Source organism: Arthrobacter sp. H35-D1, assembly GCF_030063185.1.
Lineage (GTDB): Bacteria > Actinomycetota > Actinomycetes > Actinomycetales > Micrococcaceae > Specibacter.
The window spans coordinates 305223-331455 of record NZ_JASISP010000001.1 but is presented as its reverse complement, the minus strand read 5'-3'; the positions used below and the strand labels follow the sequence as shown (position 1 = coordinate 331455).

Annotated in this window: 23 protein-coding genes, 1 tRNA gene and 1 riboswitch; of the genes, 12 read left to right on the top strand and 12 right to left on the bottom strand. The window is 62.1% G+C overall.

Annotated elements, in window-relative coordinates:
• Positions 1 to 4: 4 nt before the first annotated feature.
• From QMG25_RS01580 to QMG25_RS01570, 3 genes are all read right to left on the bottom strand, one after another.
• On the bottom strand, positions 5 to 991 hold the full coding sequence (locus QMG25_RS01580; protein WP_283456606.1) for a hypothetical protein: 987 nt from the start codon (positions 989 to 991) through the stop codon (positions 5 to 7).
• 99 nt (positions 992 to 1090) lie between these two features.
• Complete coding sequence (locus QMG25_RS01575; RefSeq protein WP_283456604.1) at positions 1091 to 2674, bottom strand: helicase HerA-like domain-containing protein; 1584 nt, start codon at positions 2672 to 2674, stop codon at positions 1091 to 1093.
• Between the two features lie 19 nt (positions 2675 to 2693).
• Positions 2694 to 3620, bottom strand: coding sequence for an AEC family transporter (locus tag QMG25_RS01570; RefSeq protein WP_283456601.1), 927 nt, complete (start codon positions 3618 to 3620; stop codon positions 2694 to 2696).
• Between the two features lie 143 nt (positions 3621 to 3763).
• On the opposite strand from QMG25_RS01570, the gene QMG25_RS01565 reads away from it, so the two are divergent.
• Positions 3764 to 4636, top strand: a complete 873-nt coding sequence (locus tag QMG25_RS01565; RefSeq protein ID WP_283456599.1) for an NAD-dependent epimerase/dehydratase family protein — start codon at positions 3764 to 3766, stop codon at positions 4634 to 4636.
• Positions 4637 to 4708: 72 nt separating this feature from the next.
• On the opposite strand, the gene panD is transcribed toward QMG25_RS01565, so the two are convergent.
• Together panD and QMG25_RS01555 are read right to left on the bottom strand one after the other, a co-directional pair.
• On the bottom strand, positions 4709 to 5119 hold the full coding sequence (gene panD, locus QMG25_RS01560) for an aspartate 1-decarboxylase (RefSeq protein WP_283456598.1): 411 nt from the start codon (positions 5117 to 5119) through the stop codon (positions 4709 to 4711).
• Between the two features lie 48 nt (positions 5120 to 5167).
• Positions 5168 to 6043 (bottom strand): LysR substrate-binding domain-containing protein, encoded by an 876-nt coding sequence (locus QMG25_RS01555; protein WP_283456596.1) that lies wholly within the window; start codon positions 6041 to 6043, stop codon positions 5168 to 5170.
• 129 nt (positions 6044 to 6172) lie between these two features.
• Between QMG25_RS01555 and QMG25_RS01550 the strand changes: the two genes are divergently transcribed.
• Positions 6173 to 7597 (top strand): MFS transporter, encoded by a 1425-nt coding sequence (locus QMG25_RS01550; protein WP_283456594.1) that lies wholly within the window; start codon positions 6173 to 6175, stop codon positions 7595 to 7597.
• On the opposite strand, the gene QMG25_RS01545 is transcribed toward QMG25_RS01550, so the two are convergent.
• Positions 7482 to 7934 (bottom strand): very short patch repair endonuclease, encoded by a 453-nt coding sequence (locus tag QMG25_RS01545; RefSeq protein WP_283456592.1) that lies wholly within the window; start codon positions 7932 to 7934, stop codon positions 7482 to 7484. The two genes, QMG25_RS01550 and QMG25_RS01545, sit on opposite strands and share 116 nt — an antisense overlap.
• Positions 7935 to 8071: 137 nt before the next feature.
• Between QMG25_RS01545 and QMG25_RS01540 the strand changes: the two genes are divergently transcribed.
• Entirely contained in the window at positions 8072 to 9121 is a 1050-nt protein-coding gene (locus QMG25_RS01540) for a fatty acid desaturase family protein (RefSeq protein WP_283456589.1), read from the top strand.
• Between the two features lie 72 nt (positions 9122 to 9193).
• Here QMG25_RS01540 and QMG25_RS01535 read toward each other — a convergent pair whose 3' ends face one another.
• From QMG25_RS01535 to QMG25_RS01520, 4 genes are all read right to left on the bottom strand, one after another.
• Positions 9194 to 10357 (bottom strand): N(5)-(carboxyethyl)ornithine synthase, encoded by a 1164-nt coding sequence (locus QMG25_RS01535; RefSeq protein WP_283457353.1) that lies wholly within the window; start codon positions 10355 to 10357, stop codon positions 9194 to 9196.
• A gap of 224 nt (positions 10358 to 10581) precedes the next feature.
• Positions 10582 to 10652 (bottom strand) — tRNA-Gly (locus QMG25_RS01530).
• Positions 10653 to 10758: 106 nt separating this feature from the next.
• Positions 10759 to 11937: a cation:proton antiporter gene (locus QMG25_RS01525; protein WP_283456587.1), complete on the bottom strand. Its 1179-nt coding sequence runs from the start codon at positions 11935 to 11937 to the stop codon at positions 10759 to 10761.
• 6 nt (positions 11938 to 11943) lie between these two features.
• Positions 11944 to 12429 (bottom strand): cation:proton antiporter regulatory subunit, encoded by a 486-nt coding sequence (locus tag QMG25_RS01520; RefSeq protein ID WP_283456585.1) that lies wholly within the window; start codon positions 12427 to 12429, stop codon positions 11944 to 11946.
• A 164-nt stretch (positions 12430 to 12593) separates the two neighbouring features.
• Here QMG25_RS01520 and dcd point away from each other — a divergent pair, with 164 nt between their 5' ends.
• The gene (dcd, locus tag QMG25_RS01515; protein ID WP_283456583.1) at positions 12594 to 13169 is read left to right on the top strand and encodes a dCTP deaminase; all 576 of its coding nucleotides are present in this window, start codon (positions 12594 to 12596) and stop codon (positions 13167 to 13169) included.
• A gap of 148 nt (positions 13170 to 13317) precedes the next feature.
• Here the strand turns inward: dcd and QMG25_RS01510 are convergent, their stop codons facing one another.
• On the bottom strand, positions 13318 to 14646 hold the full coding sequence (locus tag QMG25_RS01510; protein WP_283456581.1) for an MFS transporter: 1329 nt from the start codon (positions 14644 to 14646) through the stop codon (positions 13318 to 13320).
• 181 nt (positions 14647 to 14827) lie between these two features.
• Between QMG25_RS01510 and QMG25_RS01505 the strand changes: the two genes are divergently transcribed.
• From QMG25_RS01505 to mnhG, 6 genes are read left to right on the top strand one after another with little or no spacing between them, the layout of a single operon-like run.
• Positions 14828 to 17803 (top strand): Na+/H+ antiporter subunit A, encoded by a 2976-nt coding sequence (locus QMG25_RS01505; protein WP_283457352.1) that lies wholly within the window; start codon positions 14828 to 14830, stop codon positions 17801 to 17803.
• Entirely contained in the window at positions 17800 to 18357 is a 558-nt protein-coding gene (locus tag QMG25_RS01500) for a Na(+)/H(+) antiporter subunit C (protein ID WP_283456578.1), read from the top strand. The genes QMG25_RS01505 and QMG25_RS01500 overlap by 4 nt, the downstream gene beginning before the upstream one ends.
• Positions 18354 to 19982, top strand: a complete 1629-nt coding sequence (locus tag QMG25_RS01495; RefSeq protein WP_283456576.1) for a Na+/H+ antiporter subunit D — start codon at positions 18354 to 18356, stop codon at positions 19980 to 19982. The genes QMG25_RS01500 and QMG25_RS01495 overlap by 4 nt, the downstream gene beginning before the upstream one ends.
• Positions 19979 to 20668 carry a Na+/H+ antiporter subunit E gene (locus tag QMG25_RS01490; RefSeq protein ID WP_502866321.1) on the top strand — a complete coding sequence of 230 codons (690 nt, stop codon included), beginning with the start codon at positions 19979 to 19981 and terminating at the stop codon, positions 20666 to 20668. The genes QMG25_RS01495 and QMG25_RS01490 overlap by 4 nt, the downstream gene beginning before the upstream one ends.
• A complete protein-coding gene (locus QMG25_RS01485; RefSeq protein WP_283456575.1) occupies positions 20665 to 20931 on the top strand; it encodes a monovalent cation/H+ antiporter complex subunit F in 267 nt (88 codons plus the stop codon). Before QMG25_RS01490 ends, QMG25_RS01485 begins: the two co-directional genes overlap by 4 nt.
• Positions 20928 to 21293, top strand: coding sequence for a monovalent cation/H(+) antiporter subunit G (gene mnhG, locus QMG25_RS01480; RefSeq protein ID WP_283456572.1), 366 nt, complete (start codon positions 20928 to 20930; stop codon positions 21291 to 21293). The genes QMG25_RS01485 and mnhG overlap by 4 nt, the downstream gene beginning before the upstream one ends.
• Before the next feature lie 117 nt (positions 21294 to 21410).
• Here the strand turns inward: mnhG and QMG25_RS01475 are convergent, their stop codons facing one another.
• On the bottom strand, positions 21411 to 21671 hold the full coding sequence (locus QMG25_RS01475; protein WP_283456570.1) for a DUF4235 domain-containing protein: 261 nt from the start codon (positions 21669 to 21671) through the stop codon (positions 21411 to 21413).
• Positions 21672 to 22097: 426 nt separating this feature from the next.
• Here QMG25_RS01475 and QMG25_RS01470 point away from each other — a divergent pair, with 426 nt between their 5' ends.
• Together QMG25_RS01470 and QMG25_RS01465 are read left to right on the top strand one after the other, a co-directional pair.
• Positions 22098 to 25187 (top strand): glycoside hydrolase family 84 protein, encoded by a 3090-nt coding sequence (locus QMG25_RS01470; protein ID WP_283456568.1) that lies wholly within the window; start codon positions 22098 to 22100, stop codon positions 25185 to 25187.
• A 230-nt stretch (positions 25188 to 25417) separates the two neighbouring features.
• Positions 25418 to 25536, top strand: a riboswitch (TPP riboswitch).
• Between the two features lie 59 nt (positions 25537 to 25595).
• Positions 25596 to 26231, top strand: coding sequence for an ECF transporter S component (locus QMG25_RS01465; protein WP_502866332.1), 636 nt, complete (start codon positions 25596 to 25598; stop codon positions 26229 to 26231).
• The last annotated feature ends 2 nt before the right edge of the window (positions 26232 to 26233 follow it).

The following is a 26233-nucleotide window of genomic DNA, read 5'->3' as shown; positions in this document are numbered from 1 at the left end:
GAGGCTAGTAGTCCACCACGGGGGTCACGCCAACTGTGGTTCCGTCGACGGACAGCTTCGCTGAGAAGTCGAAGGTGTTGGCCTTCTTGAATTCCGAGACAAGCCCTGTGAAGAGGTCCTGTTCCTTGTAGGAAACCTGAGCCTTGACGGTCAGTGGTGCCATGATCCAGGTCCCTCCATAAGGGGAGATGGTGATGGCAGGGTACTCCGCAATGGACCAAGCCACGGGTGAGAGCACCCGGTTGCCGGTCTCGGCGCTCATGGGGCATCCGGTGGGCAGCAGGACCGCCTGCTTGGCGCAGGCATCCAAGTATTTTCGAATGGTCCCGTCCACTTGGGACAGGAGGTCGCTGGTGGGCCCCGTCGCCAGTGCCACCGCCGGTGCGGACTGTCCCGGGCCTTCCACGGTCCGGGAGACGGGAGGAGCGGCAAACAGATCCGAACGGTATTCGAATTCATAGTTCCCGGGGTAAAAAACGGCAAAGGAATTCTTGCCGGCGGGCATGTTGGCATTTGCGCCGTTGATGCTTGCTTGATTGGCATTGACAACGGAGACATCGATGACGGGCAGCGTGGTGGGCACCATCTCCCAGCTGTCAAAGAAGATCCAGTGCTTTGGACCCTTTTCCAAGATGAATTGGCTGCTGAACGCCGTTTCGCCAACGGTGTAGCTGACGTCCACGCTTTCCTTGCCGTCCGGGACCGCAACGGCGTCGGCGATGCTGAGGTTCTTCAGCGCTTTTTGGGACTGTGCCAGCGACTCCCCGTCAAGGGCCGCGGCGTTGGCGCCGGGAACCTTGGCGTTCAGCAGGCCCATGGCCTTGGCGCCGTTGCCGTCCTTGAGCGCGGCCATGTAGGTCGCGACCGTTCTCTCCGGACCAAAACTCGTGGTGTTGACGATGGCAATGGTCACGATGGAAGCTGCCAAGGCAAGCATCAGGACCAGCAGCCACGTGGTGGCAATTTTACTCAGCGGGGTCCCATTCTTCACGCCGTCCACTGTACCGTCAACGGGCGCAGGGGATTGAATCAGGGTCTCCTCCGCAGGACTTGCAAGATCCGCATTCTCGGCATGCTCGTGCTGACAGGGCTAGCGGCGGCGTTTTCGCGGGGCAGTGCCAAACATGTCCCGCATGAGGTTCCGGCCCAGCGAGCTGCCCATGGACCGGACCATGCTTTTCAGTCCGCCGCCCAGCGCCCCGCCCAAGGCGCCGAGGACCGCGGTGGCCATGCCGCCGTCGACCGCGGAGCCGGGTAAATCCGCCGGCGGGGGAGGGGGCAGCGGAGAACTGGCCGCCGGACCGGTGCTCGGGGCAGGCGCGGCAGGGGCTTGCAACTTTTCGTACGCGGAGACGGGGTCCACGGCGGTGCCATAGGTGGGCAGCAGGGCGGACGCCGCAATGACCGCCTTCACGGCGTCTTCCGTGCTGGGCCCCATGATCGAGCCTGGGGCGCGCATGCGTGTCAGGACCACGGGCGTCGGGGCGCCGTTTTCGTTCATGACGGTGACAACGGCCTCGCCGATGCCGGCGCTTGTGAGCACCTCGGCCAAGTCGTAGTCGTTGAGAGGGAAGGTTGAAACGGTGGCCTTGAGTGCCTTGGCATCCTCAGGGGTGAAGGCGCGCAGGGCGTGCTGGACGCGGTTGGCCAGCTGTGCCAGGACATCGGAGGGCACGTCCTTGGGGGTCTGGGTGACAAAGAAAATCCCCACGCCCTTGGAACGGATGAGCCGCACGGTCGCGGTGATGGCGTTCAGGAAGGCCTTGCTGGCACCGTTGAACAGCAGGTGGGCCTCGTCAAAGAAGAACACCAGTTTTGGCTTGTCGGCGTCGCCCACCTCGGGCAGTTCCCTGAACAGGTCGGCGAGCATCCACATGAGGAAGGTGGAAAACAGCAGCGGCTTGTCCTGGATGCTGGGCAGTTCCAGGCAGGAGATGACGCCGCGGCCGTCGGGGGCCGTGCGCAGCAGCTCTGCCGTGTCGAATTCCGGCATGCCAAAGAAATCGCTCATGCCTTGGGCGTCGAGGGTGATCAGGCTGCGTAAAATGACGCCGGCGGTGGCCTTGGACAGTCCGCCCAGCTCCTTGAGGTCCTCCTTGCCCTCGTCTGAAATGAGGAATTGGATGACGGCGCGCAGGTCCAACAGGTCATACAGTTCCAGGCCCTTGGTGTCGGCATAGTGGAACACCAATTGCAGGCTGGATTCCTGCGTCTCGTTCAAGTCCAGCACGCGGGCCAACAGGATCGGGCCGAAGGAGGTGATGGTGGCCCTGACGGGGATGCCGTTGCCGTTGCCGCCCAGCGCCAGGAACTCGACGGGGAACGCCTTTGACTCCCATTGCTGGCCCAGCGCCTCGGTGCGGGCCGTGAGCTTCTCGCTGCCGGTTGCCGCGGTGGCCAGGCCGGTGAGGTCGCCCTTGATGTCGGCCATGAACACGGGCACGCCGGCGGTGGAGAGCTGTTCGGCGAGCATGTGCAGCGTGACGGTTTTGCCCGTGCCGGTGGCACCGGCCACGAGTCCGTGCCGGTTCATCATGGCCAAGGGCAGGGCGACTTGGGCTTCGGGGCGGATTTCCCCCTCCACCATGGCCGCACCGAGTGCAATGGTGGAGCCGCTGAATGTGTAGCCGGCCTGAAACTCTGCGATCAACTCTGCGGGGGTCTTGGTAGCCATGGCAACAGCGTACCGCGCGTCACCCCAGGAGGAAGGCAATAACGAACATTGCCGGGATGGCCAGCACGGTTGTTGCCAGCACGGTGTCCTTGGCCACCGTGACACCCACCCGGTAGCGCTGGGCTGCCACGAACACGTTCTGGGCCGTGGGCAGGGCGGCGGCAACGACGACGGCGAACAGTGCGGCCCCGCCCATGCCGAGAACAAAGTGGCCCAACAAGAAGGCGACGAGCGGGTGGAGGACAAGCTTGAATCCCGTGGCCAGCAAAATGTCGCTGCGCCGTCCGTCAGCTCCCGAGAGCGGTTTGCTGGTGCCCAGCGACATTCCAAACGCGATCAGGATGGCCGGGATGGCCGCCCCGGCAATGAGGTGCAGGGGTTCGGCCAGGAGCGCGGGCAGCTGCCACCGCGTGGCGGCGAGAACAAGGCCCACCGCGGTGCCCAAAATCATGGGGTTGGTCATGATTTGCAGCAGGATGCGTCCGGGGGTGGGGCGGTGGCCGCTCGTGAGGCTGTCAAGGAGCATCAGATAGATGGGGGTGTAAAACGCCAATTGAAAAACCAGCACGGGGGCAATCAAGGCCGCATCGCCCAACACGTAGGCCGCAATGGGAATGCCCAGGTTTGCCGCGTTGGCTGTTGAAGAGGACATGGCGGACAACACCGCTTCGCTGAGCGAACGGTTCAGCACGAATTTCACCAGCAGGAAGAAGCTGCCGCCGGTGACGACGGCACTGACCGCAGCGACAAGGAGCGGCTCGGCCAGAACGGTTCGCAGCTCAGCTTTGGCCAGAGTTTCCAGCAATAGGGCGGGGCTGGCCACAAAGAAGGAGAGCCGGCTGAGCACCATGGGGGCGTTGTCGCCCAGCACGTTCTTCCTGCCGACAAACCAGCCCACCAAAATAATGAGCCACACCACGCTGAAGCCTTCAAGCACCGCTAGCATGGCACCACGCGGAGGAAGCCGTGGCGGGAGGGGCTCTTTTTAGGCGACACCCCACCAGCCTAAGCTGGGAAAGCGCCGCGCCTGTGCATTCAGCTTGCGCATTCACTTATTGCATTGACCCACCATGAAGGAGCGTACTCACCATGACCGAGCCCCGTATCAGGACTGTTGCCGTCACCGGAGCCCACGGCAAGGCGGGGCGGGCGGCGGTGGCGGAGTTCCTGGCCCACGGCTACGACGTCCTGGCGTGCGACCTTGCCGGGCCCGTGGGCCGCAACTCGGACCTTGGCACCCCCACCATGCGCGTGGACCTGACCGACTACGGGCAGGCACTGCAAGCGCTCGCCGGGGCGGACGCCGTGGTGCACATGGCCAACATCCCGGAGCCGGGCATGTTCCCGCCGGCCGAAACGCTCAACCGCAACACCGCCATGAACCACAACGTTTTTCTGGCAGCGCAGGCGCTGGGGCTGGCCCGCGTGGTGTGGGCGTCCAGCGAGACCACGCTGGGCCTGCCGTTTGCGGCCGACGGCGGAACCTTGCGTTATGCGCCGGTCGACGAGGAGCATTTCCCCCACCCTTCCTCAACGTACGCGTTGTCCAAGGTGTTGGGGGAGGCTGCCGCGGCCCAGTTTGCGGCGTGGAGCGGAATCCCGTTTGTGGGGTTGCGGCTGACCAACATCTTCACAGAGGCCGAGTACGCGAAGGTGCCCGAATTTTGGGCCGAGCCCATGTCCCGGGCATGGAACCTGTGGGGCTACGTTGATTCCCGCGACGTCGGCGCGGCGTGCCGAAACGCCGTGGAGGCGCTCAGCACGGGCAGTGAGAACCTGATCATCGCGGCCGCAGACACCATCATGGACACGCCGTCGCCGGAGCTGCTGGCGAAGCATTTCCCGGAACTGGAGCTGCGCAGGACCGTGCGCGGGCACGAGACGCTGCTGTCGATCGATGCGGCACGCAGGGTCATCGGCTACGAGCCGTCCCACTCGTGGAGGGACAGCGTGGCCCGGTGAAAAGGGTGGCTGGCGAAAGTGGCAGGTGAAGTGTGGCTGGCTGGCGGAGGTGCCGGCTAAGGGACGCGCAGTTTAAAGGGCGAAAGCCGGGCGCAGCAGGCCCTCGGTCACGGCCTCGGCCGGGTCGGCGCCCAGATGCACTATCGCATTGCCGGCGTCGACATGAACCACTCTGGGCGCAAAGTCCAAGGCCTCGGCCGTGGTCATTTGGGCGTAGGTCATCAAAATGACAAGGTCGCCAACATTCACCAGGTGGGCGGCAGCGCCGTTGATGCCGATGACACCCGAGCCGCGAACGCCCGCAATAGTGTAGGTTTCCAGCCGGGAGCCGTTGGTGATATCCACAATGGACACCATCTCGCCGGGCAGAATGTCGGCAGCATCGAGCAGGTCCGCATCAACTGTTACGGAGCCCACGTAGTGCAAATCGGCGTGGGTGACGGTGGCGCGATGGATTTTGGACTTGAATATTGTTCGCATCATAACGGGACAAGTCTACCGTGCACGGCCCCAAGCTGGCTGTGAGCTGGGTTACCGCCTGCCTACCGGGGTGAGTTTGCGGCCCATGATGGCCTGGGTCAGGGCGTCCACAACCTCGATGTTGGCCAGCGGATTGCGGATCAGCGTGAAGTCCACATCGCCCACCGGCGGCAGGTCAAAGCGCCGCGTAATAATCTTCAAGTCTTCCGGAACCAGCGACGTTGGCATGACGGCAATCCCGATCCCTGCCCGCAGCGCTGCAAGAACGCCGCTGATTTGTTTCGTGGTGCAGGTGACGCGCCACGTGCGTCCGGCATCCTCCAGCGCGTCAAGGGCCAGTTTGCGGCTCAGGCTCGGCGCTGGATAGACAATCACGGGCACCGGGGCGCCGGGTTCCAGCACCGTCTGCTCCAAGCCCACCCAGGCGAAGGTGTCCTGCTTGACCACCTCGCCCTCCTGGGCGCCCGACACCCACTTCACAAACACCAGATCCAGTGCACCTGCCTTGAGTCGGCGGTGGAGCTGGTCGCTCTGGCTGACTGTCAGCTCAAGGTTGATCTGCGGGTACAGCTGGCGGAATTCACGCAGAATCCGCGGCAGGCCCGTGATGGCCAAGTCGTCGGCCGTGCCAAAGCGCAGCCGGCCACGCATTGCGGCACCGGAGAAGTACCGGGTGGCCACGTCGTTGGCGGCCAGGATGGCGCGGGCAAAACCGGCCATGGCATCCCCGTTGTCCGTCAAACGCACGTCACGGGTGTCGCGGGTGACAAGCACCCGACCGGCCGCATGCTCCAGCTTGCGCACATGCTGGCTGACGGTGGGCTGGCTGACGCCCAGCCGCTCGGCGGCCCGGGTGAAATTGCGTGTTTCAGCCAGGGCAAGGAAGCTCTTGAGCTGGATGGGGTCAAAAACCGGGGCGTCGGACACCGCTGGGCTCCTTGTCACTATTACGATCCTCAATAGTATTTATAGGCATCATACTCTTTCGGCATAGATCACCACAGTTTAGGGTTGAAGAGGTACACCCATTCACCCCCAAGTTCCAGGACCAAAGTTTTGACGCCCCCACCAGCACATCAGAATGCTGCCCTGACCGCCCCCATCAATCTAGTGACAACACGCCCGCCGTGGAGTCAAACATTTTCCTCGCTGAAGATCCGGAACTACCGCATCTTCGCCTCCGCCAACCTCCTGGCCGTTATCGCCATCTGGATGCAGCGGGTGGCCCAGGACTGGATGGTGCTTGAACTCTCAGGTTCCGTCACCGCCGTCGGAATTACCGTCTTTATGCAGTTTGCACCCTCCCTGCTGCTGATGCCGCTGGGCGGAATTCTGGCCGACAGGTATTCCAAGCGGCTGATTCTCATGATCACCCAAGGTGCCGCCGGTGTGCTGGCTGCCCTCCTGGCCGTCCTGGCGCTGACGGGGCACCTCGAGGTGTGGCACATCTACATCATTGCTTTCGTGCTGGGCCTGGTGGTGGTGGCCGACCAGCCCGCCCGCCAAGTCTTTGTCAATGAACTGGTGGGACCGGCGCAGCTACGCAATGCCATCAGCCTGAATTCCTCCATCTTCCAAATGGGCGGCATGATCGGCCCGGCCGTCAGCGGCGTGCTGATCAGCGCCGTTGGCGGCGGGTGGGCCTTTGCCGGCAACGCCCTGGCATGCACCATCACGGTGATTTCGCTGTGCCTGATTCGCAGCGGCGAATTGGTGAAAATGCCGCCGGTGAAACGCGCCAAGGGACAACTCATGGAAGGCGTCCGCTACGCACTGCGCAAGCCCACCATCTTCTGGCCGGCCGTCATGGCCGCCGTCTTCGCGGTGTTTGGCCTGAGCATGCCGGTGTTGATGGCCGCCTATGCCAATAACGTGTTCGACGCCGGTGCCAGCGGCTACGGACTGCTCAACACCCTCCTTGCACTTGGCGCACTGGGCGGGGCGTTGGCTTCCACCCGCGTCGCAAGACTGCGCCTGCGCGGGGTCATGGCGGCGGCCGGTTCCTATGGGGTGGTGCTGATCATCGCCTCACTGGCACCGAACATGGTCACCTTTGGCGCGGTGATGGTGGTGGCCGGATTCGCTTCGCTGCTGTTCCTCACCAGCGCCAACCAGCTGGTGCAAATGTCCACCAACGTCATGATTCGTGGACGTGTCATGAGCCTGTACATCATGGTTCTCATTGGCGGCCAGGCGCTGGGCGGCCCACTCATGGGCTCATTGGCCGAGAACTGGGGCGTGCAGTGGGCCACCGTGGTGGCCGGCGGCATGCCGGCCCTTGCCGCAGTGGTGATTGGACTGGTGTTGGCCAAGCGCGGCCAGCTGACGATGCGGTTGAATTTGCGCAGCGTCCGCAGCCCTGTCTTCATTGTGCCGAAGGATGGCCCCGCCGTTTCGCTCCACCCGGCGGAGGACCCAGAAAGTGTTGAAGTGAAGTCGCCACTGAGCCCAGCTCCCGCAGCTCGCATTCCCACACTGTGAACGTGCTCCAGCCGAGATCGGCCAACCCGGCCAGTGCCTGGCCATCCCGTTCGATCGTCCGCTGCCGCTTGGCCTGCCAAAACTCGGCGTTCGTCGTCGGGTTGTGGCTGCCATTGGGGCAGTTGTGGGAGTGCCAGAAGCAGCCGTTCACAAAAATGGCAAGATGCCGACCGCGGAAGATGAGATCGGGCGTGCCGGGCAGGTCCGCTGCGTGCAGGCGGTACCTGTAGCCCTCCGCAAACAGCAGCCGCCGAACAAGCATTTCCGGTTTCGTGTCCTTGCTGCGGATGCGTGACATGAGCCGATGTCGCTGTTCGGTGGTCAGTGAATCAACCATGTGCCCATGCTACGCGCGGCGAGCTGTTGCTGCGGATGCAGGTTCAGGGTCTTTTTGCCGAGTCCGGGAGTAGAATGAATGGACTAAATTGTCCTTGCCGGCTTGGGGGTCGACGCTGACCGGACCCACTGGTGAACATGATGCAAAAGCTCGGCAATCCCATCGTTGAAAGCTATGCCACGCTGCTGAAAACTGCACGCTCCGCCGGACTGATGCGCCGCCGTCGAACGTTCTATGCGTTGGTGTTTGCCGTTCTATTGCTGCTCCTCGGGGCTGCCGCCACTGGTTTTGTGCTGTTGGGCCAAACGTGGTTTCAGCTGCTGATCGCCGCTGTCCTGGGTTTGTTGTTTACCCAGTTCGCGTTCCTCGCCCACGAAGCCGCCCACCATCAAGTGTTTGCTTCGGGCTGGGCCAACGACTGGACGGCGAGGATACTGGGGCCGCTGCTGGTGGGCATGAGCTACGCCATGTGGGTCAAAAAGCATACGGCCCACCACCAAAACCCCAACGTGAAGGACAAGGACCCGGACATCCACACGGGGATCGTGGCGTTCCATGAGGAAGGCGCCGCCACGAAGCGCGGATTTGCCGCAGCCATTACGCGCCACCAAGGCACGCTGTTGTTCCCGTTGATCCTGTTTCTGGGCTTCAGCCTGATTCTCGACTCGGCCAAAACCTTGTTTGGCCACCGCGGGGTTCGGTACAGGTACGTGGAGATTGGACTGCTGGTCATGCGTTTTGGCGTGTACCTGACAGTGCTGTTCCTGCTGCTCCCTTGGGGCATGGCACTGGCATTTGTGGGAGTGCAGATGGGAGTTTTCGGTTTCTACATGGGTGCTTCATTTGCGCCGAACCACAAGGGCATGCCTGTTCTTGAATCCGGCAGCAGGGTGGATTTCCTCACCCGTCAAGTCGTGACAAGCCGCAATATCCGCGGCGGGTTTTTCATGGACACGCTCATGGGTGGTTTGAACCACCAGGTGGAGCACCACCTGTTCCCCGACATGGCACGGCCCGAGCTCCGCCGGGCCAACGCCCTTGTTCGCCGCAGCTGTGAACGCAACGGGATCGCGTTCACCGAGACGGGGCTCATCCAGTCCTACGCCATTGTGGTGAGCTACTTGAACAGGGTGGGCCTGTCGGCCGTGGACCCGTTTGAATGTCCGCTGGTGCGCAGCTATCGGTGATGCCACGTGGTGCGCCGTGGTTGTGGCCCCCCCGGGGGGGGGGGGGCCCCCCACCACGGTGCATCAGGCGTTTTAGACCTCGCCCAGCGGCAGGTGCGGGTAGCTTTCCTGGCGCTGCTGGAACTCGAGGATTGCAGGGTTGACGATGACGCCGTCGGATATTTCAATGGCGCGAGCGATGGTCTCATGCTCGGCCCACGCCTCACGGCCGGTCAGCACAGGCTCGATGAACGGCATCAAGGCCTCGCTGATTTCCCAGGTTGCGGAGTTCCACAGGTAGCTGGGGCTGTGGTCCACGGCATAGTAGTTGACGTTGTTTCCCACCGTGAACATGGGCTCGACGAAGGTGGTGTTGCGGGCCCAGCTGAAGCCCATTCCCTCGTCGCAGGAAACGTCGACGATCAGGCTGCCGGGGCGGAACGCGTCAAGGTCGGCTTCGGCGAGGTAAGTCATGGGCGCGTTGGGATCCTGCAGAGTGCAGTTCACCACGATGTCCGCCTCGGCCAGGAAACCGGCCAGCGGGACGTCGCCGTCGTCGAGCATGACAAATCCGGTGTGCGGAGGAGCAGGATCGAAATCGAATTGCACCATTTCGACGTAGTGAATTGGAGATGCAACGGCAGCCACGTTGCGGCTTGTCAGAACCTGCACGTCGCCGATGCCCAGGGCCTTCAAGGCGGTGACCGCCCCGCGGGCGGTGGCGCCAAAACCAATAACCACCGCCGTCAAGCGGCGCCCGTAGTCCCCCGTTCTACCAGTCAGCGCCATCGAGTGCAGGACCGAGGAGTAGCCGGCAAGTTCATTGTTCATGTGGAATACGTGCAGCGAATACCAGCCGTCGGACGTCCAATGGTTCATGGCCTCAAAGGCGATCAACGTCAGCTTCTTGTCAATGGCGAGCTGGGTGATGGCCCGGTCCTGGACGCAGTGCGGCCAGCCCCACAGGATTTGCCCGTCCTTCAGCTCTGCAAGATCTTCGGCCTGCGGCTTGGGCAAAAGCACGACGTCGGCCTGCGCTATGACCTGCTCTCGGGAGGCCACCGCGCCCACCAGGGTGGCCAGCACGTCGTCGGACATGCCAAAACGGGTCCCATATCCGGCTTCAACCACCATCCGGGCGCGGATTTCGGGTTCAATCCGGGAAAAGTGCTCGGGGTGGATGGGGGCCCGGCGCTCATCGGGCTTGCGGGATGCCCCCAAGACGCCGAGTCGCAGCGTCGGTGCTGCCCCGCTCATTTCCGGGGTTGATGCTTCTTGCTGTGGTGATGTGTGTTCCATGTCAGCTCCCTCATGTGGGGACCCAATGCCCCACTTTGGCTGACCTTACACGCCTTGGCGGGGTTGGCGGCAATGCTTTGCGTCTAAAGGCTGGCATTTAAAAAGCCGCCTTTAAAAGGCTGTTGCCCCCGGGGAAATTCCGGAGGCAACAGCCTTGGTCCGCATGGAGCAGATACTTACAGAGCGGGCGACGGGAATCGAACCCGCGTATCGAGCTTGGGAAGCTAGCGCTCTACCATTGAGCTACGCCCGCATTGAAACATCGGCAGTCCTGTACTGGCTTGCTGCGTTTGTTCCGTATCGAGTCTAGCCCGTGCAAGGGTGTGCTCGGGACCAGTGACACGCCCACTGCACACCCGCTACAAGATTGGTTCCGGCTTCTTCCCGCTGAACAGCGCCATGAACGGTTCCACGACGCGGGCGGCGATGGGCCCGCCGACCGCCATGATGAGGACGTAGGTGGTGGCCAGTGCGGCCAGCTCCACCGGGACTGCGCCGGACGCCACGGCCAGCCCGGCAATGACAATGGAGAATTCTCCGCGGGCAATCAAGGCAACCCCGGCGCGGGCACGTCCTGGAATGCCTATCCCTTGTTGTTGCGCCGCCCACCAGCCTGTAGCCACCTTTGTCAGCGCCGTAACGATGGCCAACAGCAGTGCCACAACCAACACCGGCGGGATGGTTCGGGGGTCGGTGTTGAGGCCGAAAAGCACGAAGAACATGGCGGCAAACAAGTCGCGCAAGGGTTCCAGCACGCGGGCCGCGTTCTCTGCGGTGCCGCCGGAAATGGCTATGCCGAGCAGGAACGCACCCACAGCGGCAGAGACCTGCATCGCCGAGGCAACGCCGGCCACCAGCAGTGCGGCACCGAGCAATTTCAACAAAAATGATTCACGGTCCGGGCTGTCCAGGACGCTGGAAACCATGTGCCCGTAACGCAGGGCACCCAGCAGGACCATGGTGACCACGGCCAGCGAAATGCCCACGGCGGTGAAGCCACCCAGCAACGACACCCCGGACAGGACGGCTGTCAGGATGGGCAAGTACGCGGCCATCGCGAGGTCCTCAATGACCAAAATGGCCAAAACGACAGGTGTCTCGCGGTTGCCGAGTCGGCCGAGGTCGCCAAGAACCTTGGCGATAATACCGGAGGAGGAGCTGTAGGTGATCCCTGCCATGACGAGGGCACCCACAGGACCCCAGCCTAGGATCAAGGCCACGGCAACACCCGGCAGCATGTTCAACACCAGGTCCAGCACCCCGGCCATCCACGATTGCTTCAGCCCTGTGACAAGCTCCGTGGCCGAATATTCCAAACCAAGCATAAGCAGCAGCAGGATGACGCCAATTTCACTGGCAATGTGGGCAAAACCGTCAATACCGGCGAGATTGACGAATCCCCCTTCACCAAAGGCCAGACCACCCAGCAGGTAGAGCGGAACCGGTGACATGCCGATGCGACCCGCCAGACGACCCAAAAACCCGAGCCCGAAAAAGACTATTCCGAGCTGGATGATGGTGAGCGTCGTCGGATCCATCCGGTTCTACAATCGTGACTGCAAAATGCGTGCTGCTTCAGCCAAGCCGTCGTCGGTGCCGACTATGACCACCATGTCGCCGGCGCGCAGGATTTCGCTGGGACGCGGCGAGCCCACCACGTCACCGTCACGCAGCAACGCCACAATGGAGGCGCCGGTGAGTGTACGCATCTGGGTGTCGCCCAAGGGGCGGCCGGAGTAGGCGCTGCCAGGGCGGACCATGATTTGGTGCGTACTGACGCCGGAGACATCTTCTTGTTCGGTGCTGAGCTGGGAAATGAGCTGGGCGGAGCCCAGCAGCTGGCCCAGCGCGGCTGCTTCCTCGGCGCTGAGCGGTATGGATGCGGCACAGGCATCCGGATCATCCACGCGGGAGAGGATCAGCTCGGTATGGCCGTCACGGTGGGTCACGACCCCTACGCGTCGTCCGGTGGCGAGGCGCAGTTCCCTGCGCACCCCGATGCCCGGAAGAGGGGTCTCATCAATATTCATGGTTACAACCTTAGTGCGCAATGGCTGGATTGCGCTTTGTTCCGGCGCTTTGGCACAACGTTCGGGTCGACAAAAATAGTCCGGTCCGGAGCGGCTGCCCCCGCACATGCCCTCCGGGGCGTACTTTCTGCAGTTCCGGGCCGCAAATGCGCTAGTTTTAATGGGTGCTGATCTCTGACCGCGACATACGTGCCGAAATTGACGCCAAGCGCATTGTCTTGGACCCCTACGACCCTGCCATGGTGCAGCCATCAAGCGTCGATGTGCGCATTGACAGGTACTTCCGGCTCTTCGACAACCACCGCTATGCCCACATCGACCCGGCGGAGGAACAGCCTGAGCTGACCCGCATGATCGAAGTGGATCCCGATGAGCCCTTTATTCTGCACCCGAGCGAATTTGCATTGGCTTCGACCTACGAAACCGTCACGCTGCCCGACAACGTCGCCGCCCGATTGGAGGGCAAATCCTCCCTGGGACGGCTTGGGCTGGTCACGCACTCCACGGCTGGTTTCATCGACCCGGGATTCTCCGGCCACATCACCTTGGAGCTGTCCAACGCGGCAACCCTGCCCATCAAGCTGTGGCCCGGAATGAAGATTGGCCAGCTGTGCTTCTTCCAGCTGACCTCGCCTGCCGAAAATCCTTACGGGACCGGCCCGCACCAGAATCGCTACCAAGGCCAGCGCGGCCCCACTGCGTCGCGATCCTTCCTGAACTTCCACCGCACCCGGATCTAATCGCGACGATTCAAGCACGACGATTCAAGCACGACGGCGGCCGGCGCCCTGCCGGCGGGACGTCACCGACCGCCGTCGTGCCCGGCCGTTCCCATCTGCTCACAAGCTCGCAGCTGGTGCCTCGAGAGCGCTGGCCCACCTGCCTATTTCAGCTGGCCGCCGCGTGCAGCATTGGTTTCTTGACAGGCAGCAGCAGGGCCAGGCCAAGCACCAGCACCACGACGATTCCCAAAATGCCCCAACGCTGGCTGCCGAACACGGTGATGAACAAGGTGAACAGGGCCGGGGCCAGGAATGACACGGCCCTGCCGGTGGTGGCGTAGAGGCCGAACAGTTCACCTTCCTGCCCTTCCGGTGCCAGGCGGCCAATGAATGTGCGGGCCGATGACTGCGCCGGGCCGACGAACAGGGTCAGCAGCAGCCCAAAAATCCAGAACGCCGTCTTCCCTTCCAGGAAGAACAAGGCAGTGGCGCTGATGATCAGACCGCACAGCGACGTGACAATGACGGCTTTGGGGCCGACTTTGTCGTCAAAGAACCCCGCTGAAAGCGCTCCGATGGCCGCCACCACATTGCCGGCGATCGCAAAGATCAGCACGTCCCCGGACTTGAAGCCAAAGGATCCCACGGCGATGATCGCGCCGAACGTGAAGATGGCGGCCAGGCCGTCACGGAACACGGCACTGGCAATAAGGAAAAACAGGGTGTGGCGGGAGGTGTGGAACAGCCTGACGATGGTGTGCCACAGCTCCAGGTAGGCCTGGAAGAAGCCGACCTTGGGCATGTTCAGATTGCGTGGAGCTTCGGGAATGGCAAACATGACAGGAATGGCGAAGATGATGATCCACAGTGCAGAGAACACAGCCACGGCCCGGTAGGTCATGCCGTCGGCACTGGTGATGCCAAAGATGCCCACATCGGGCTTGACCAAGGCAAAGTACACAAACAACAGCGCCACAATCCCGCCCAAGTACCCGGCCGCCCAGCCAAACCCGCTGATCTTGCCAATGGTGGACTTGGTGGAAATTTGCAGCAGCATGGCGTTGTAGTTCACGCCGGCGATTTCAAAGAACACATGCCCGGCCGCGATGAGCAGGGCGCCGAGCAGCAGATACGACTCGTGGGGCTGGACAAAAAAGCAGGCGCCGGTCAGCAGCGCCACGATGAGGGTGTTGATGCCCAGCCACAGCTTGCGCCGCCCACTGTGATCCGTGCGCTGCCCAGTGACTGGAGCAAACAACGCGATCGCCAGGCCACCAAAGGCGGTGGTTGCCCCGAGCACTGCGGATGCCCTGTCCGGGCCGCCAAAGGCATCACCTGTTAGATACAGCGCCGTGAAGATGAAGGTGGTCATGACGGCGTTGAAGGCCGCGCCGCCCCAGTCCCATAGCGCCCAAGCGACGATCTGCCGCTTGGTTCCGGGTGTCCTGGGCTTCGCTGCGGCGGGGAAGGCCGCAGCTGGAGGGGGGTTCGTCATACGCCACATGCTATCGGGCGCACTGTTCGAGGTTGGGCAGACGGCCCAACATTAAGCGCGTGCGGCTGCGCCGGGGCACATCGGCCAGTTCCACAACCACGGCTTGATAGAGTTGAGGGGGGCGCCTGCCACCTTTCCCCTTGATTCGCTCATCTCCAGCCCGAAACATGTGGAGCCTCCAGTGCTGTTTGTCCTCTGCGCACACTTCCTTGTGGCTATTTTTGCGCCCATTTTATTTGCCCAATGGGGCCGGTCGGCTTTCTATTTCCTTGCGGCAGTCCCTGGAATCAGTTTTATCTGGCTCATTGCACAATACAAAAGTGTGTATTCTGACACCCTTCCAAGCCCCACGTTGGACATTGACTGGGTCCCTGTTCTGGATCTCCACCTTTCCTTCAGGATGGACCAGCTGTCGTGGCTGCTGTGCCTGCTGGTGCTGGGGGTCGGGGCGCTGGTGCTGGCCTATTGCGCAAGATATTTCAAGAGCAACGACGGCGGGTTGAACGGGTTTGGCGCCCAGCTGCTGGCTTTTGCCGGGGCCATGTTCGGACTCGTCACCGCAGACAACCTGATCCTGCTCTTTGTTTTTTGGGAATTGACAACAGTTCTCTCGTATTTGTTGATCGGCTATGCCCGCACCCGCATTGCAGCCAGGCGTGCAGCCCTGCAGGCGCTGATTGTGACAACTTTTGGCGGCCTCGCCATGCTGGTGGGCTTGATCATGCTGGGCGAAAGCGCCGGCACTTACAGCCTTTCCGCCATCATGGCGAAGGCCCCGGAGCTGGTGGCCGCAACTGGCAGTGCCCAGACAATGCTGGACATTGGGATTGCCTTGATTTTGGTGGGAGCAGTCACGAAGTCGGCGCTCTTGCCCTTCCACTTCTGGCTGCCCGGGGCCATGGCAGCGCCCACCCCCGTCAGCGCCTATTTGCACGCGGCCGCCATGGTCAAGGCAGGTATTTACCTTATTGCCCGCCTGGCACCCGGATTTTCAGAGACAGGCTATTGGCAGCTCATGATCGTGGTGCTGGGACTGGGCACCATGCTGCTGGGCGGTTGGCGGGCCTTGCGCCAACACGACCTGAAACTCATCCTGGCCTATGGAACCGTCAGCCAGCTCGGGTTCATGGCCTTGGTTGTTGGGCTGGGCGGCCGGGAGGCGGCCATGGCCGGCATTGCCCTGGTCCTTGCCCACGGCCTGTTCAAGGCGTCCTTGTTCCTTGTGGTGGGCATCATCGACCATCAAAGCGGCACCCGTGACATCCGCCAACTGTCCGGGGTCTTCTCCTCCGCCCCGAAGTTGGGTGTTGTGGCCCTCATCGGGGTCGCGTCCATGGCCGGGTTGCCTCCCATGGCGGGATTCATCGCCAAGGAAGGCGTGTTCCAGGCCTTCATCGCCTCTGCCGCCCACGGCCCGGCCGGCCCCGCCGTTGGCTGGACGGTCCTGGCGGGCATGGTGGTTGGCTCGGTGCTGACGTTTGCCTACAGTGCCCGTTTCTTCTGGGGCGGGTTTGCCAAAAAGTCCAAGGGCATGGCCACCGTGTTCAAACCCGTTGGCTGGTTGTTCCTGGCCGCACCGGCGCTGCTTGCACTGTTGACACTGCTGTATGGACTCTTCCCGCGGGTCGTTGAAAAGTGGATCAAGCACTACAGTGATCAGTTCCCTGCCTACGACCCCGCCGGGCTGCAGCTGGCTCTCTGGCACGGCTTCACGCCGGCCCTGGGGCTAAGTGCGATTGTGGTGGCTGCCGGTATTGGCTTGTTCCTGCTGCGCAACAAGTTTGAGGCTGTGCAAAGGAAGATTCCGGTTGTGATTGATTTTGAACGCGCCTACCGGCAGGCCATTGTGGTGTTGGACAGGGTGGCCATTTGGGTTACCGGCCACACTCAGCGCGGTTCCTTGTTCTTTTACCTTGTTGTCATTTTGGGTACGGCCATTGCCTCCGTGCTCGCTGTGCTGCTTTTCACTGAACAACAATGGCCCGCGGAAATTTACCTCCTTGATGTGCAGTCCCCGTTCCAAGTGATTGCCGGCGTCGTGATTGTTATTGGTGCCATAGCTGCCGCGAGAGCCACCAAGCGTTTCACGGCCGTGCTGCTGGTCTCCGTCACAGGCTATGGTCTGGCCATGATCTTCGCCCTCCAGGGTGCGCCGGATCTGGCCTTGACCCAAATGCTCGTCGAAACCATCATCCTGGTGGCCTTCGTGTTGGGCATGCGTTCACTGCCGCGCAGCATGCTCCAGCGGCGGGCAGGCAGCCACCGTGCGCTGCGTGCGGCCTTGGGCGTCTCGTTTGGGGCCACCATGGTAGTGGTGGCAGTTGTTGCCATGGGAGCGCGCATCCACGAACCTGTCAGCCTGAGCATGCCGAAACTGGCATATGAGGACGGCGGCGGCCTCAACGTTGTCAATGTGACGCTTGTGGACATTCGTGCTTGGGACACATTTGGCGAAATTTCCGTTCTCGCGATCGCCGCCACCGGCGTGGCCAGCATGATCTTCGTGCGTGGCCGCGGACGGCGCCTGCCCCGGGCGGAGACTGTGGAAACGGGCAGCATTGGCAAGCTCCCTTCGGCGACTTTTGAGGCGACAATTCACTTGGCCAAGCGTTTTGCCGCCTCGCCTGCAAACCCTTGGCTGGTGGCTGGGCGCACCCTGGCACCGGAGCGGCGATCGATCATTATCGAGGTGGTCACCAGGCTGCTCTTCCACAGCATGATTGTCATCTCCATCTACCTCCTGCTCGCAGGCCACAATGACACCGGCGGTGGCTTTGCCGGCGGACTGGTGGCGGGGCTGGCGCTGACCATCAGATACCTGGCCGGGGGGCGTTTCGAGCTGGCAGAAGCTACCCGGATCTCCGCGGGCATGTTGTTGGGCCTGGGCTTGGCCATGGCTGCCCTGACGGCCCTCGTGCCTCTGTTCTTCGGCGGAGTGATCTTCCAAAGCGCCATCCTGTCCTTTGAGCTGCCCATCTTCGGGCAAGTGAAGTTTGTGACCTCCACACTCTTTGACATTGGCGTGTACTTGGTGGTGGTGGGCTTGGTGATGGATGTGCTGCGCAGCTTGGGCTCCGAGATTGACCAGCATGAAGAGGACGGTTTGGGTGGCATCGAGTTAATCGAGGACGACGAACCGATGGAGGTTGGTCGATGAGCGTGAACCTGACGCTACTCTTTGTCATGGGGGTGCTCTATGCCGTGGGAATTTACCTGCTCCTTGAACGCAGCCTCACCCGTGTCCTGTTTGGCCTGATGCTGTTGGCCAATGGCACCAACCTGCTTCTGCTGACAACCGGTGGTTACGCCGGGCTGGCCCCCATCTTCGACAAAGACATACCTGCTGCCACATACAACGATCCCTTGCCGCAAGCTTTCATACTGACCTCCATTGTGATCTCTTTCGCCGTCACGGCCTTCATGATCAGCCTGATATACCGTGCTTGGCTGCTCAGCCGGGCGGACCACATCCAAGTGGACAGGGAAGACCTTCGTGTCGCCAAACGGGATTTGTACGACGACGAGGAAGATTCCGAGATTGCCATTGAGGTCTCGGACTTCCATGAAAACGTTCAGCCGCTGGGGAAACGCGAGACCATTCCGGGGATCGGCAGTAGAAGGCTCCCGCGGGTGCAGGGCAAGGCAAGCAACGGGAACGCTGGCAAGAGGAGAGACGGACAAGCTGTGACGCCCGGGAAGGAGCACGAATGAACGTCGCCCACTTGGCCCCGCTCGCCGTCGTCCTGCCGTTCCTGGGTGCGGCGCTGGCCTTCGTGTTGATCAAGCGTCCGCGCGCCCAGCGCCGGGTCAGCCTGGGCACCCTCACCATCACGCTTGGCCTCGAGGCGTGGATCCTTGCCAGTGTTTGGACCTCCGGGCCCGTCGCGGTCAAGCTTGGCGGCTGGGAACCGCCGTTTGGCATTGTCATGGTGGTGGACCAGTTCTCCTCGTTGCTGCTGGTGATCTCCTCGGCCGTGAGCCTCGCCGTCCTCGCCTACGCCACCGGACAAGGTGCCGCGGACGGCGAAGAGGGTGGACCGGTTTCGATTTTCCACCCCACATACTTGATCCTGGTGGCAGGGGTGTCCAATGCCTTCCTGGCAGGGGACCTTTTCAATTTGTATGTGGGTTTTGAGATCCTGCTGACGGCCAGCTATGTCTTGATGACGCTGGGTGGAACGGGTTCGCGCGTCCGCGCAGGCATCACCTATGTGGTGGTGAGCGTGGTGTCTTCGCTGCTTTTCCTTATCGCGATAGCCATGATTTACGGCGCCACGGGGACTGTCACGTTGGCCGACTTGGCCGTAAAACTTGGTGAACTTGACCCCGGCACACAGGATCTTTTGCACGTGATGCTGCTGGTGGCCTTTGGGATCAAGGCGGCCGTCTTTCCGCTGTCCTTCTGGCTGCCCGACTCCTACCCCACCGCACCGGCACCCGTGACGGCAGTGTTTGCCGGGCTCCTGACAAAGGTCGGCGTCTATGCCATCATTCGCACGGAAACGTTGTTGTTTCCCTCGGACCGTTTCAACACCGTGCTGCTTGTGGTGGCCCTGCTGACCATGATTGTGGGCATTCTCGGCGCGGTGGCCCAGACCGACATCAAGCGCATGCTCTCCTTCACCTTGGTGAGCCACATCGGGTACATGATTTTCGGCGTCGCACTTGCTTCGGTGCTTGGCTTGGCGGCGACCATCTTTTACGTCATCCACCACATCACCATCCAAACGAGCCTCTTCATGGTGACCGGACTGGTCGAACGCCGCGGAGGCACCTCCTCGATCGCGCGCTTGGGCGGGCTGGCGAAACTGTCCCCCGTCCTGGCCGTGCTGTACTTCATCCCGGCCATGAACCTGGCCGGGATCCCACCGTTCTCCGGGTTCTTGGGCAAGTTGGGATTGTTGCAGGCCGGGGTGGCCGACGGTTCTGCGATGGCGTATGTGCTGGTGGTGGGAGCCGTGGCGGCAAGCCTGCTGACCTTGTTGGTCGTGGCGCGGGTGTGGAACCGCGTGTTTTGGCGCAGCACGTTCGACGCCGAGGATCCAGACCCGGTGCTGCTGGCCACTGCACCGGATGCCTCGGGTATACCGAGCATGCGCGCGCTGCGCACCAGCAAGCATGTGGATGCCACGGAGGGTCGTTTCTCGGGTGACAATGAGATCCATATCTTGCCAAGAATGATGTTGTATTCAACTGCGGGGCTTGTAGTGCTGGGCTTGGCCATGACGGTGTTTGCCGGGCCGCTCTTTGAGCTGAGCCAGGATGCGGCGGCCAGCATGCTTGACCGCACGCCATACATCGAAGCGGTCCTTGGCGAAGGGGCGGCGACGCCATGAACCGGGCGGTGAACAAGAAGGCAGTGGAGACCAAGCACCCGCTGAAGGCCATGCAAAAGCTTCCCCTGCTCATTTGGCTGGTCCTCGTATGGGGCGCCCTGTGGCGGGATTTTAGCGCCGGAAACCTGCTCTTTGGTGCGCTGATTGCCGTCGCCGTGGCGCAGGCGTTTTACCTTCCGCCCGTTGAGCTCAGCGGGCGCTTCAGCTTGCTGCGTGCACTGGCATTCTTGCTGTGGTTCATCAAGCAGGTCACAGTTGCCAGTTTCCAGGTGTTGTACTGGGCCCTTGCCAAGGGGCCGCGGATCCGCAACGCCGTCATTGCAGTGCCGCTGCGCAGTCCGTCCGATTTGCTCATGACAGCTGTTGGGCACGTGCTTTCCCTTATTCCCGGATCCCTTGTGGTGGAGGTGGACAGGGGTGCTGCAACCTTGTATGTCCATGCCATGAACGCGCCCACGCCGGAGAGCGTGGCCGTGGTGCGGCGGGGGATTCAGGACATTGAAGCCAGACTGATCCAAGTCATGGGCACCAAGGGGGAGCTGGCTGCAGTGCAGGCGGAACAGACAGGGTCGCCCGTGCGCACCTATGCGCAGTCAGTCTTCGAATCATTGCCCGAGCCTGCTGCCGGGCCTGAGCCTGACGCCGGCGCGCCCGGTCACACCGAGGCGGGGGAGAAGCAGCCATGAACATAGTAGTCATAGCGGTTGCCGTGATGCTCTCACTGGCAGCCTTGGGCACCATTTACCGCATCGCCAAGGGACCCTCGCTCCTTGACCGCGTCATTGCCGCCGACGTTTTGCTGGCCATTTTTGGGGCTGGACTGGCCACGGAGATGGCCCTCAATGAGCACACGGGCAACTTGGCGCTGCTGGTGGTGCTGAGCGTCATTGGCTTTGTTGGCTCCGTCACCGTTGCCCGCTTCGTTGCGCACAAAAGGGAGGAAGGATGAACACGCTGATCGATGTGCTGACGGGAGTCTGCTTGGTGGTGGGCGCCTTGATGAGCTTGGCGGCAGCCATTGGAATATTACGCTTCCCGGACTTGATGAGCCGCATGCACGCAGCCACGAAGCCCCAAGTTCTGGGCCTGCTCCTCATGCTTGTGGCCATGGGCCTGCAACTGCGTGCATGGGCTTTGGTGCCGCTGCTGCTGGTGGCGTGGATGTTTCAGCTGCTCACAGTGCCGGTCTCCGCCCACATGGTGGGCCGGGCCGGGTACCGCACCAAGCACCGCCGCCCCGAAATGCTCAGCGTTGACGAGCTCGACGAAGTCGTAGCGGCGGTCGTCGAAGACGAGTCCACGAACTCCTGAGTCGCCTGGAGAAATTACCGCGCGAGATGCCAGTTGTGGCGCCCTAACCTGCGTTTTGGGCACCACAACTGGCATCTCGCGGCGGTCTGCAGCCGTAGCGGTTGGTGCACCGTGCGTTTAGACCTCTTCGGGGTGCTTGTTGAAGCGCGCGATGGCTTTTTGCGTGGTGCGCCCCACCAAGGTCTGAATGATGGCGGCAACGATCGAAGAAACCAAGGCAAACGTCAGGGCCGAACGGAGGCTGTTCTCCAAGTCCGCCCCGTCCTTCGGGGGCTCGTTTCCCGTGCTCTTTTCCCAGACCGTGTCCACGAGCTTGCTGGCGACGAATCCTGCGCCCAGGCTCACTCCGGTTGCAAGCAATTTGAAGACGATGTTCATAGGGACTCCTCAGTGGTTGGCGGGCCCGTCGGGGCAAAAAACCTTAGGGTCAGCCTAGCTGTTCCCGCTCGGCCTGCAAGCATTTCCGCCCTGGGAACACGCCCGACGCCGGATTGTCTGGAGAAGGGTTCGTGGTGGCTTCGTTGGTGACATTCCTCCTGCGGAAGAGAAGGGCACAAACGCATTCCTGAAGGGGAGGACTGCATTCAGGCGCCCGCCGGGATTGCCGCCCAGGGTCTCTACCCCCTCAGCCCCGTGGAATTGGGAACTTCAACCCGGCAAGGCGTGCGAAATAAAAGCGATGTCCACAGTTATTCCTTGACGTGATCTGTCCCACATCAGTAGAGTTCGACAAGTCGGCGCAAAAATGTGATCCATATCATCGCGAGGATTTCCGCCTACTTGCACAATACTGAGGGGAAAAGTGTGAACCGTACTTTCAAGCACGTTGCCACCGGGGCGCTGGCCTTGGCGATCATGACCGGAGGAGGAATGGCGGCACTGTCGCCAGGATCCCTGCCGAGCGCCCAAGCGGAGACAACGCCGGCGGAGATCCTGCCCACGCCCCAGGAATCAAGCGACACGGGAGTTGCGGTGCCGCTGACCGGCAACGTAACGGTTTCCGTCGGTGCCGCCACGGATCCTGCGGCCAAGAACCTGCTGGACCAAGTCATTGGCAAGGCCGGCGGAACCGCCACGTTCGTGGACGGCGCCGCCGCCGCGGATGCCACTGTGGTCATGGGCACCACGGCCGGGAATGCCGCACTGCCTGCCGCGCTCACTGCCGTAGGCGCCACGAGCGCCGACGCCTTGGCAGCAGACGGCTACGTGATTGCCACGGGCAGCATCGAAGGAAAGCCCAAACTTGTCCTCAATGGCAAGGACGCCACGGGCACTTTCTATGCGGTGCAGAGCTTGAGTCAGGTGGTGGCCGACGGTGCAGCCCCGGCCATGCAGGTCAAGGACTGGCCGTTGATGTCCATCCGCGGCGCCATCGAAGGTTTCTATGGCATTCCGTGGTCGCACCAGGCGCGCCTGGACCAGCTTGATTTCTACGGCGAACACAAAATGAACACCTACATTTACACGCCCAAGGACGACAATTACCTCCGTTCAAAGTGGCGTGATCTTTACCCGGCAGCGGAATTGGCAAATCTGAAGGAACTGGTCGACGAGGCCAATGCCAACCACGTGAACTTCACCTTTGCCCTGTCCCCAGGCAACGATGTTTGCTACTCGGACGACGGCGACTTCGCCGCAACCGTGGCCAAGTTTGACCAGCTGCGCAACATTGGGGTCAGCAGCTTCTACATTGCCTTGGATGACATCAACCCGCAGTTGAATTGTGCTGCCGACAAGGCCAAGTTCACCAGTGCCGGTTTCCGCAAGCTGGCCGACGGGCAGGCCTTCTACCTGAACCGCATTGTCAATGACTACGTCAAGGTCCACAATCTGCAGCCGCTGCAGACAGTGCCGACCAACTACGCCGGCTCCGGCCCCGACCCGTACAAGGACCAATTTGGTCTGATGACGGATGAGTCCATCCTGATCCAGTGGACAGGCGAGGGCGTTTTCTCGGACGCCATCACCGAGGACTCAGTGATCCGGGCCGTGGACACCTACAACGCCGAGCACTTCTACATCTGGGACAATCTGCCGGTCAACGACGGCCAACGCGGACGACTGTTCCTGAACCCGCTGGAAGGTCGCGACCCCAACCTGTACAAACACATCGACGGCATCACCTCCAACCCGATGATCGAGGCCTATGCCTCCATGATCGCCTTGGCTGGTTTTGGCGACTACTCGTGGAACAGTCCGGCCTACGATGCGGCAACCACGCAGTCAGCCATCATTACCGAGCTTGCCGGCAACGATGCAGCCATCCGCAAGTCACTTGTTACTTTCGTAGACCTGAACCAGAGCTGGAAGCCCTACCGCCCAAGCTCGCAGACTGCTCCTGCCCTGAGCGCAGACGTCGCTGCCTTCTGGACCGCCCTTGACGCTGACGACGCTGCAGGAATGCAGCCGTTGAAGGACCGGCTGGCCATCATCAAGGCAGGCCCGGCAACTCTTGAAAACATGGCCATGGCAGGCTTCTACGACGATTCCAAGCCGTGGATTGACGCCGCCGCCCACTGGGCCACCGCCATGGAAGAACAAATTTCCATGCTGGAGGCCATCAAGGCCGGCAATGGCGTTCTCGCCACCGACACGGCCCTGGAAGCCGCAACGGAGATGGCTTTGGCCAAGCGCGCCACTGTTTCCGATGTTGGACCGAACAACGTCGGCACCGTCCCCAATGTCATTGTTCCCTCCGTCGGCGACGGCGTTTTTGAAATCTTCACAACAGCGGCACAGGAGCGCTACAACACGTGGCTGAACCTGACTCCTGTGGCATCGGCCAACAGCTACACGGCCACCGCGTCCTCGTCCCTGCCCACCTACCAGGACAACAACGTCGAACGGATGGTCGACGGCGATGACAGCACCCTTTGGTGGTCAAGCGCCCCACCCGTGGTCGGCTCCACCGTCACCATTGACTTGGGTGAGGTGAAGGAGGTGGGCAAGGTTTTGATCCAGCAGTCCGACTCCGACACCAACACCGGTGATATGTTCTACAACGCGCGCATTGAATATTCAGCTGACAATGCAACGTGGACTCCCGCCGGAACATTTGAGAGCAAGCCACGCATCGAGCAGAGCTTCGACACACCCGTCAGCGCCCGCTATATCCGCATGGTTGCAACTGCCCCGAACCCTGGTGGCCAGTGGGTGAAGGTCCGTGGGTTCCAAGCCTTCGATGCGAGCAAGAAGTTGAGCACGGACCTTGCAGGCGCGAACGGCACAGGCGCTGCAAGTGCTTTCGACGCCAACATTGACACGGCATTTGAATCAGCCGATGTGCCCGTTGCGGGTTCGCATCTGACACACACCCTTGATGCGCCGGAGGCCATGAAGTCGGTGGCCGTTGTTGGCCACATCAACGGCGACCTGCAAGTGAAGGTCGACGGCGAATGGGTCACCCTGGGTGCCCTGGATCCGGAGGTGAGCTTCCAGGAAGCAGTCCTGACCCAGGCGGGGATCTCCGGTGTGCGCATCTTGTTCACGCCCGGAACCGTGGCGAACCCGGCTGCCAAGCCTGTCGTCTACGAATTGGGCCTGCGCGCCACCGGGCCCGTTGGCGACGGGCCGTACATTGGTGAAGCAGTTGAGCCGACCCCGACAAGCACGGCAACCGCCACGGGTGCCCCGACGCCGACAAGCACGGCAACCGCCACGGGTGCCCCGACGCCGACAGCAACCGGGACGTCCAGCGCAACACCCATTGACACTGGCGCACCGACTGCGACGGCAACAAAAGCCCCCACCAGCGGGACCGGTACGCCAAGCGACAACACTGGCGACGATCTGGCCCATACAGGGTTCGCCATGGGATCAGCGGGTGGAATCGCCTTGGTGCTTCTGCTCGGGGGACTGCTGTTGGCCCGTCGCCGCAAGCCCGCCCGGCACTAACCGGCACGGGTAGGCACTCGGCACGACCGGAGCCTGGGCGCTGCGGGAACTCCTTCACGGGGTTCCCGCAGCGCCCTTGGTTCATCCAGTCGCCGCCAGGGCGCAACGCAACATGGCAATCCCGGGCAGCGAATTGGACTTGCCCGCAGGGCGCCAACGCGGCTAAGTTACTGATTGTGAGTGCGGGTATTACCGCCAGGCCTTGGTCGGGGGTAAACTGATACCGCAATTCAACACGACAGGGGAGCGTCCACCCGACTTGGGTGAGAGCGCTGAGAGTGCGGTTTAACCGCAGACCCTCGAACCTGCTCCGGCTAGTACCGGCGAAGGGAGTCGAGCTTCTCTTCGGCTGCGCGGAAATACCGCGGCAGCCGCCCCTCCTGAAAAGGAGGAAACATGAGCAAGTCAATGGCGGGCGAAAACACCGCTGCCAACCATCAATCACCGCGCAATCAAGCCACACCCAAAAGTAGCTGGCGGGTGGTGGACATCGTGGTGGTGTCCGTTCTCGGCGTTGCCGTGGGCGTCATTTTCTGGCTTTGGTCCGCTGGCTACGGTTTTATCGCCGCCTTCACGGTCGCCTTCCCGCCCGTCGCTGCCCTGTATGGCGGCGGCTGGCTGATCGCCGGCGTGCTGGGCGGCCTGGTGATCCGCAAGCCCGGCGCAGCACTTTATTGCGAGCTGATTGCCGCAACTGTCGAGGGGTTTTTGGGCACGCACTTTGGCTTCACCGTGCTGCTTTCCGGCTTGGTGCAGGGGCTGGGTGCCGAGCTGGTCTTTGCGGCCTTCCGTTACCGCAAGTTCACCCTGCCGGTGGCCTTGCTGGCTGGCGCCTTCTCCGGTTTGGCGCTGGGCTTGAATGACAGCCTTGTCTACAACGTCGCGTGGGCACTGCAGTGGAAACTCGTTTACATTGTGCTGGCCATGGTCTCCGGTGCCGTCATCGCCGGGCTGGTTTCATGGCTCGCCGTGCGCGGCCTGGCACGGACAGGGGCGCTTGCCAACCTGGCCTCGCGCCGTGCCGCCACCGAACGAGCGGTCTAGCC

What these genes read in the sequence shown, in the direction of transcription:
- QMG25_RS01520 (WP_283456585.1), bottom strand. Translation starts at nt 12,429, where the DNA reads ATGAATATTGATGAGACCCCTCTTCCGGGCATCGGGGTGCGCAGGGAA.
- QMG25_RS01490 (WP_502866321.1), top strand. Translation starts at nt 19,979, where the DNA reads ATGAACCGGGCGGTGAACAAGAAGGCAGTGGAGACCAAGCACCCGCTG.
- mnhG (WP_283456572.1), top strand. Translation starts at nt 20,928, where the DNA reads ATGAACACGCTGATCGATGTGCTGACGGGAGTCTGCTTGGTGGTGGGC.
- QMG25_RS01495 (WP_283456576.1), top strand. Translation starts at nt 18,354, where the DNA reads ATGAACGTCGCCCACTTGGCCCCGCTCGCCGTCGTCCTGCCGTTCCTG.
- QMG25_RS01510 (WP_283456581.1), bottom strand. Translation starts at nt 14,646, where the DNA reads ATGACGAACCCCCCTCCAGCTGCGGCCTTCCCCGCCGCAGCGAAGCCC.
- QMG25_RS01535 (WP_283457353.1), bottom strand. Translation starts at nt 10,357, where the DNA reads ATGAGCGGGGCAGCACCGACGCTGCGACTCGGCGTCTTGGGGGCATCC.
- QMG25_RS01525 (WP_283456587.1), bottom strand. Translation starts at nt 11,937, where the DNA reads ATGGATCCGACGACGCTCACCATCATCCAGCTCGGAATAGTCTTTTTC.
- QMG25_RS01575 (WP_283456604.1), bottom strand. Translation starts at nt 2,674, where the DNA reads ATGGCTACCAAGACCCCCGCAGAGTTGATCGCAGAGTTTCAGGCCGGC.
- QMG25_RS01485 (WP_283456575.1), top strand. Translation starts at nt 20,665, where the DNA reads ATGAACATAGTAGTCATAGCGGTTGCCGTGATGCTCTCACTGGCAGCC.
- QMG25_RS01570 (WP_283456601.1), bottom strand. Translation starts at nt 3,620, where the DNA reads ATGCTAGCGGTGCTTGAAGGCTTCAGCGTGGTGTGGCTCATTATTTTG.
- QMG25_RS01500 (WP_283456578.1), top strand. Translation starts at nt 17,800, where the DNA reads ATGAGCGTGAACCTGACGCTACTCTTTGTCATGGGGGTGCTCTATGCC.
- panD (WP_283456598.1), bottom strand. Translation starts at nt 5,119, where the DNA reads ATGATGCGAACAATATTCAAGTCCAAAATCCATCGCGCCACCGTCACC.
- QMG25_RS01545 (WP_283456592.1), bottom strand. Translation starts at nt 7,934, where the DNA reads ATGGTTGATTCACTGACCACCGAACAGCGACATCGGCTCATGTCACGC.
- QMG25_RS01475 (WP_283456570.1), bottom strand. Translation starts at nt 21,671, where the DNA reads ATGAACATCGTCTTCAAATTGCTTGCAACCGGAGTGAGCCTGGGCGCA.
- QMG25_RS01465 (WP_502866332.1), top strand. Translation starts at nt 25,596, where the DNA reads ATGGCGGGCGAAAACACCGCTGCCAACCATCAATCACCGCGCAATCAA.
- QMG25_RS01565 (WP_283456599.1), top strand. Translation starts at nt 3,764, where the DNA reads ATGACCGAGCCCCGTATCAGGACTGTTGCCGTCACCGGAGCCCACGGC.
- QMG25_RS01540 (WP_283456589.1), top strand. Translation starts at nt 8,072, where the DNA reads ATGATGCAAAAGCTCGGCAATCCCATCGTTGAAAGCTATGCCACGCTG.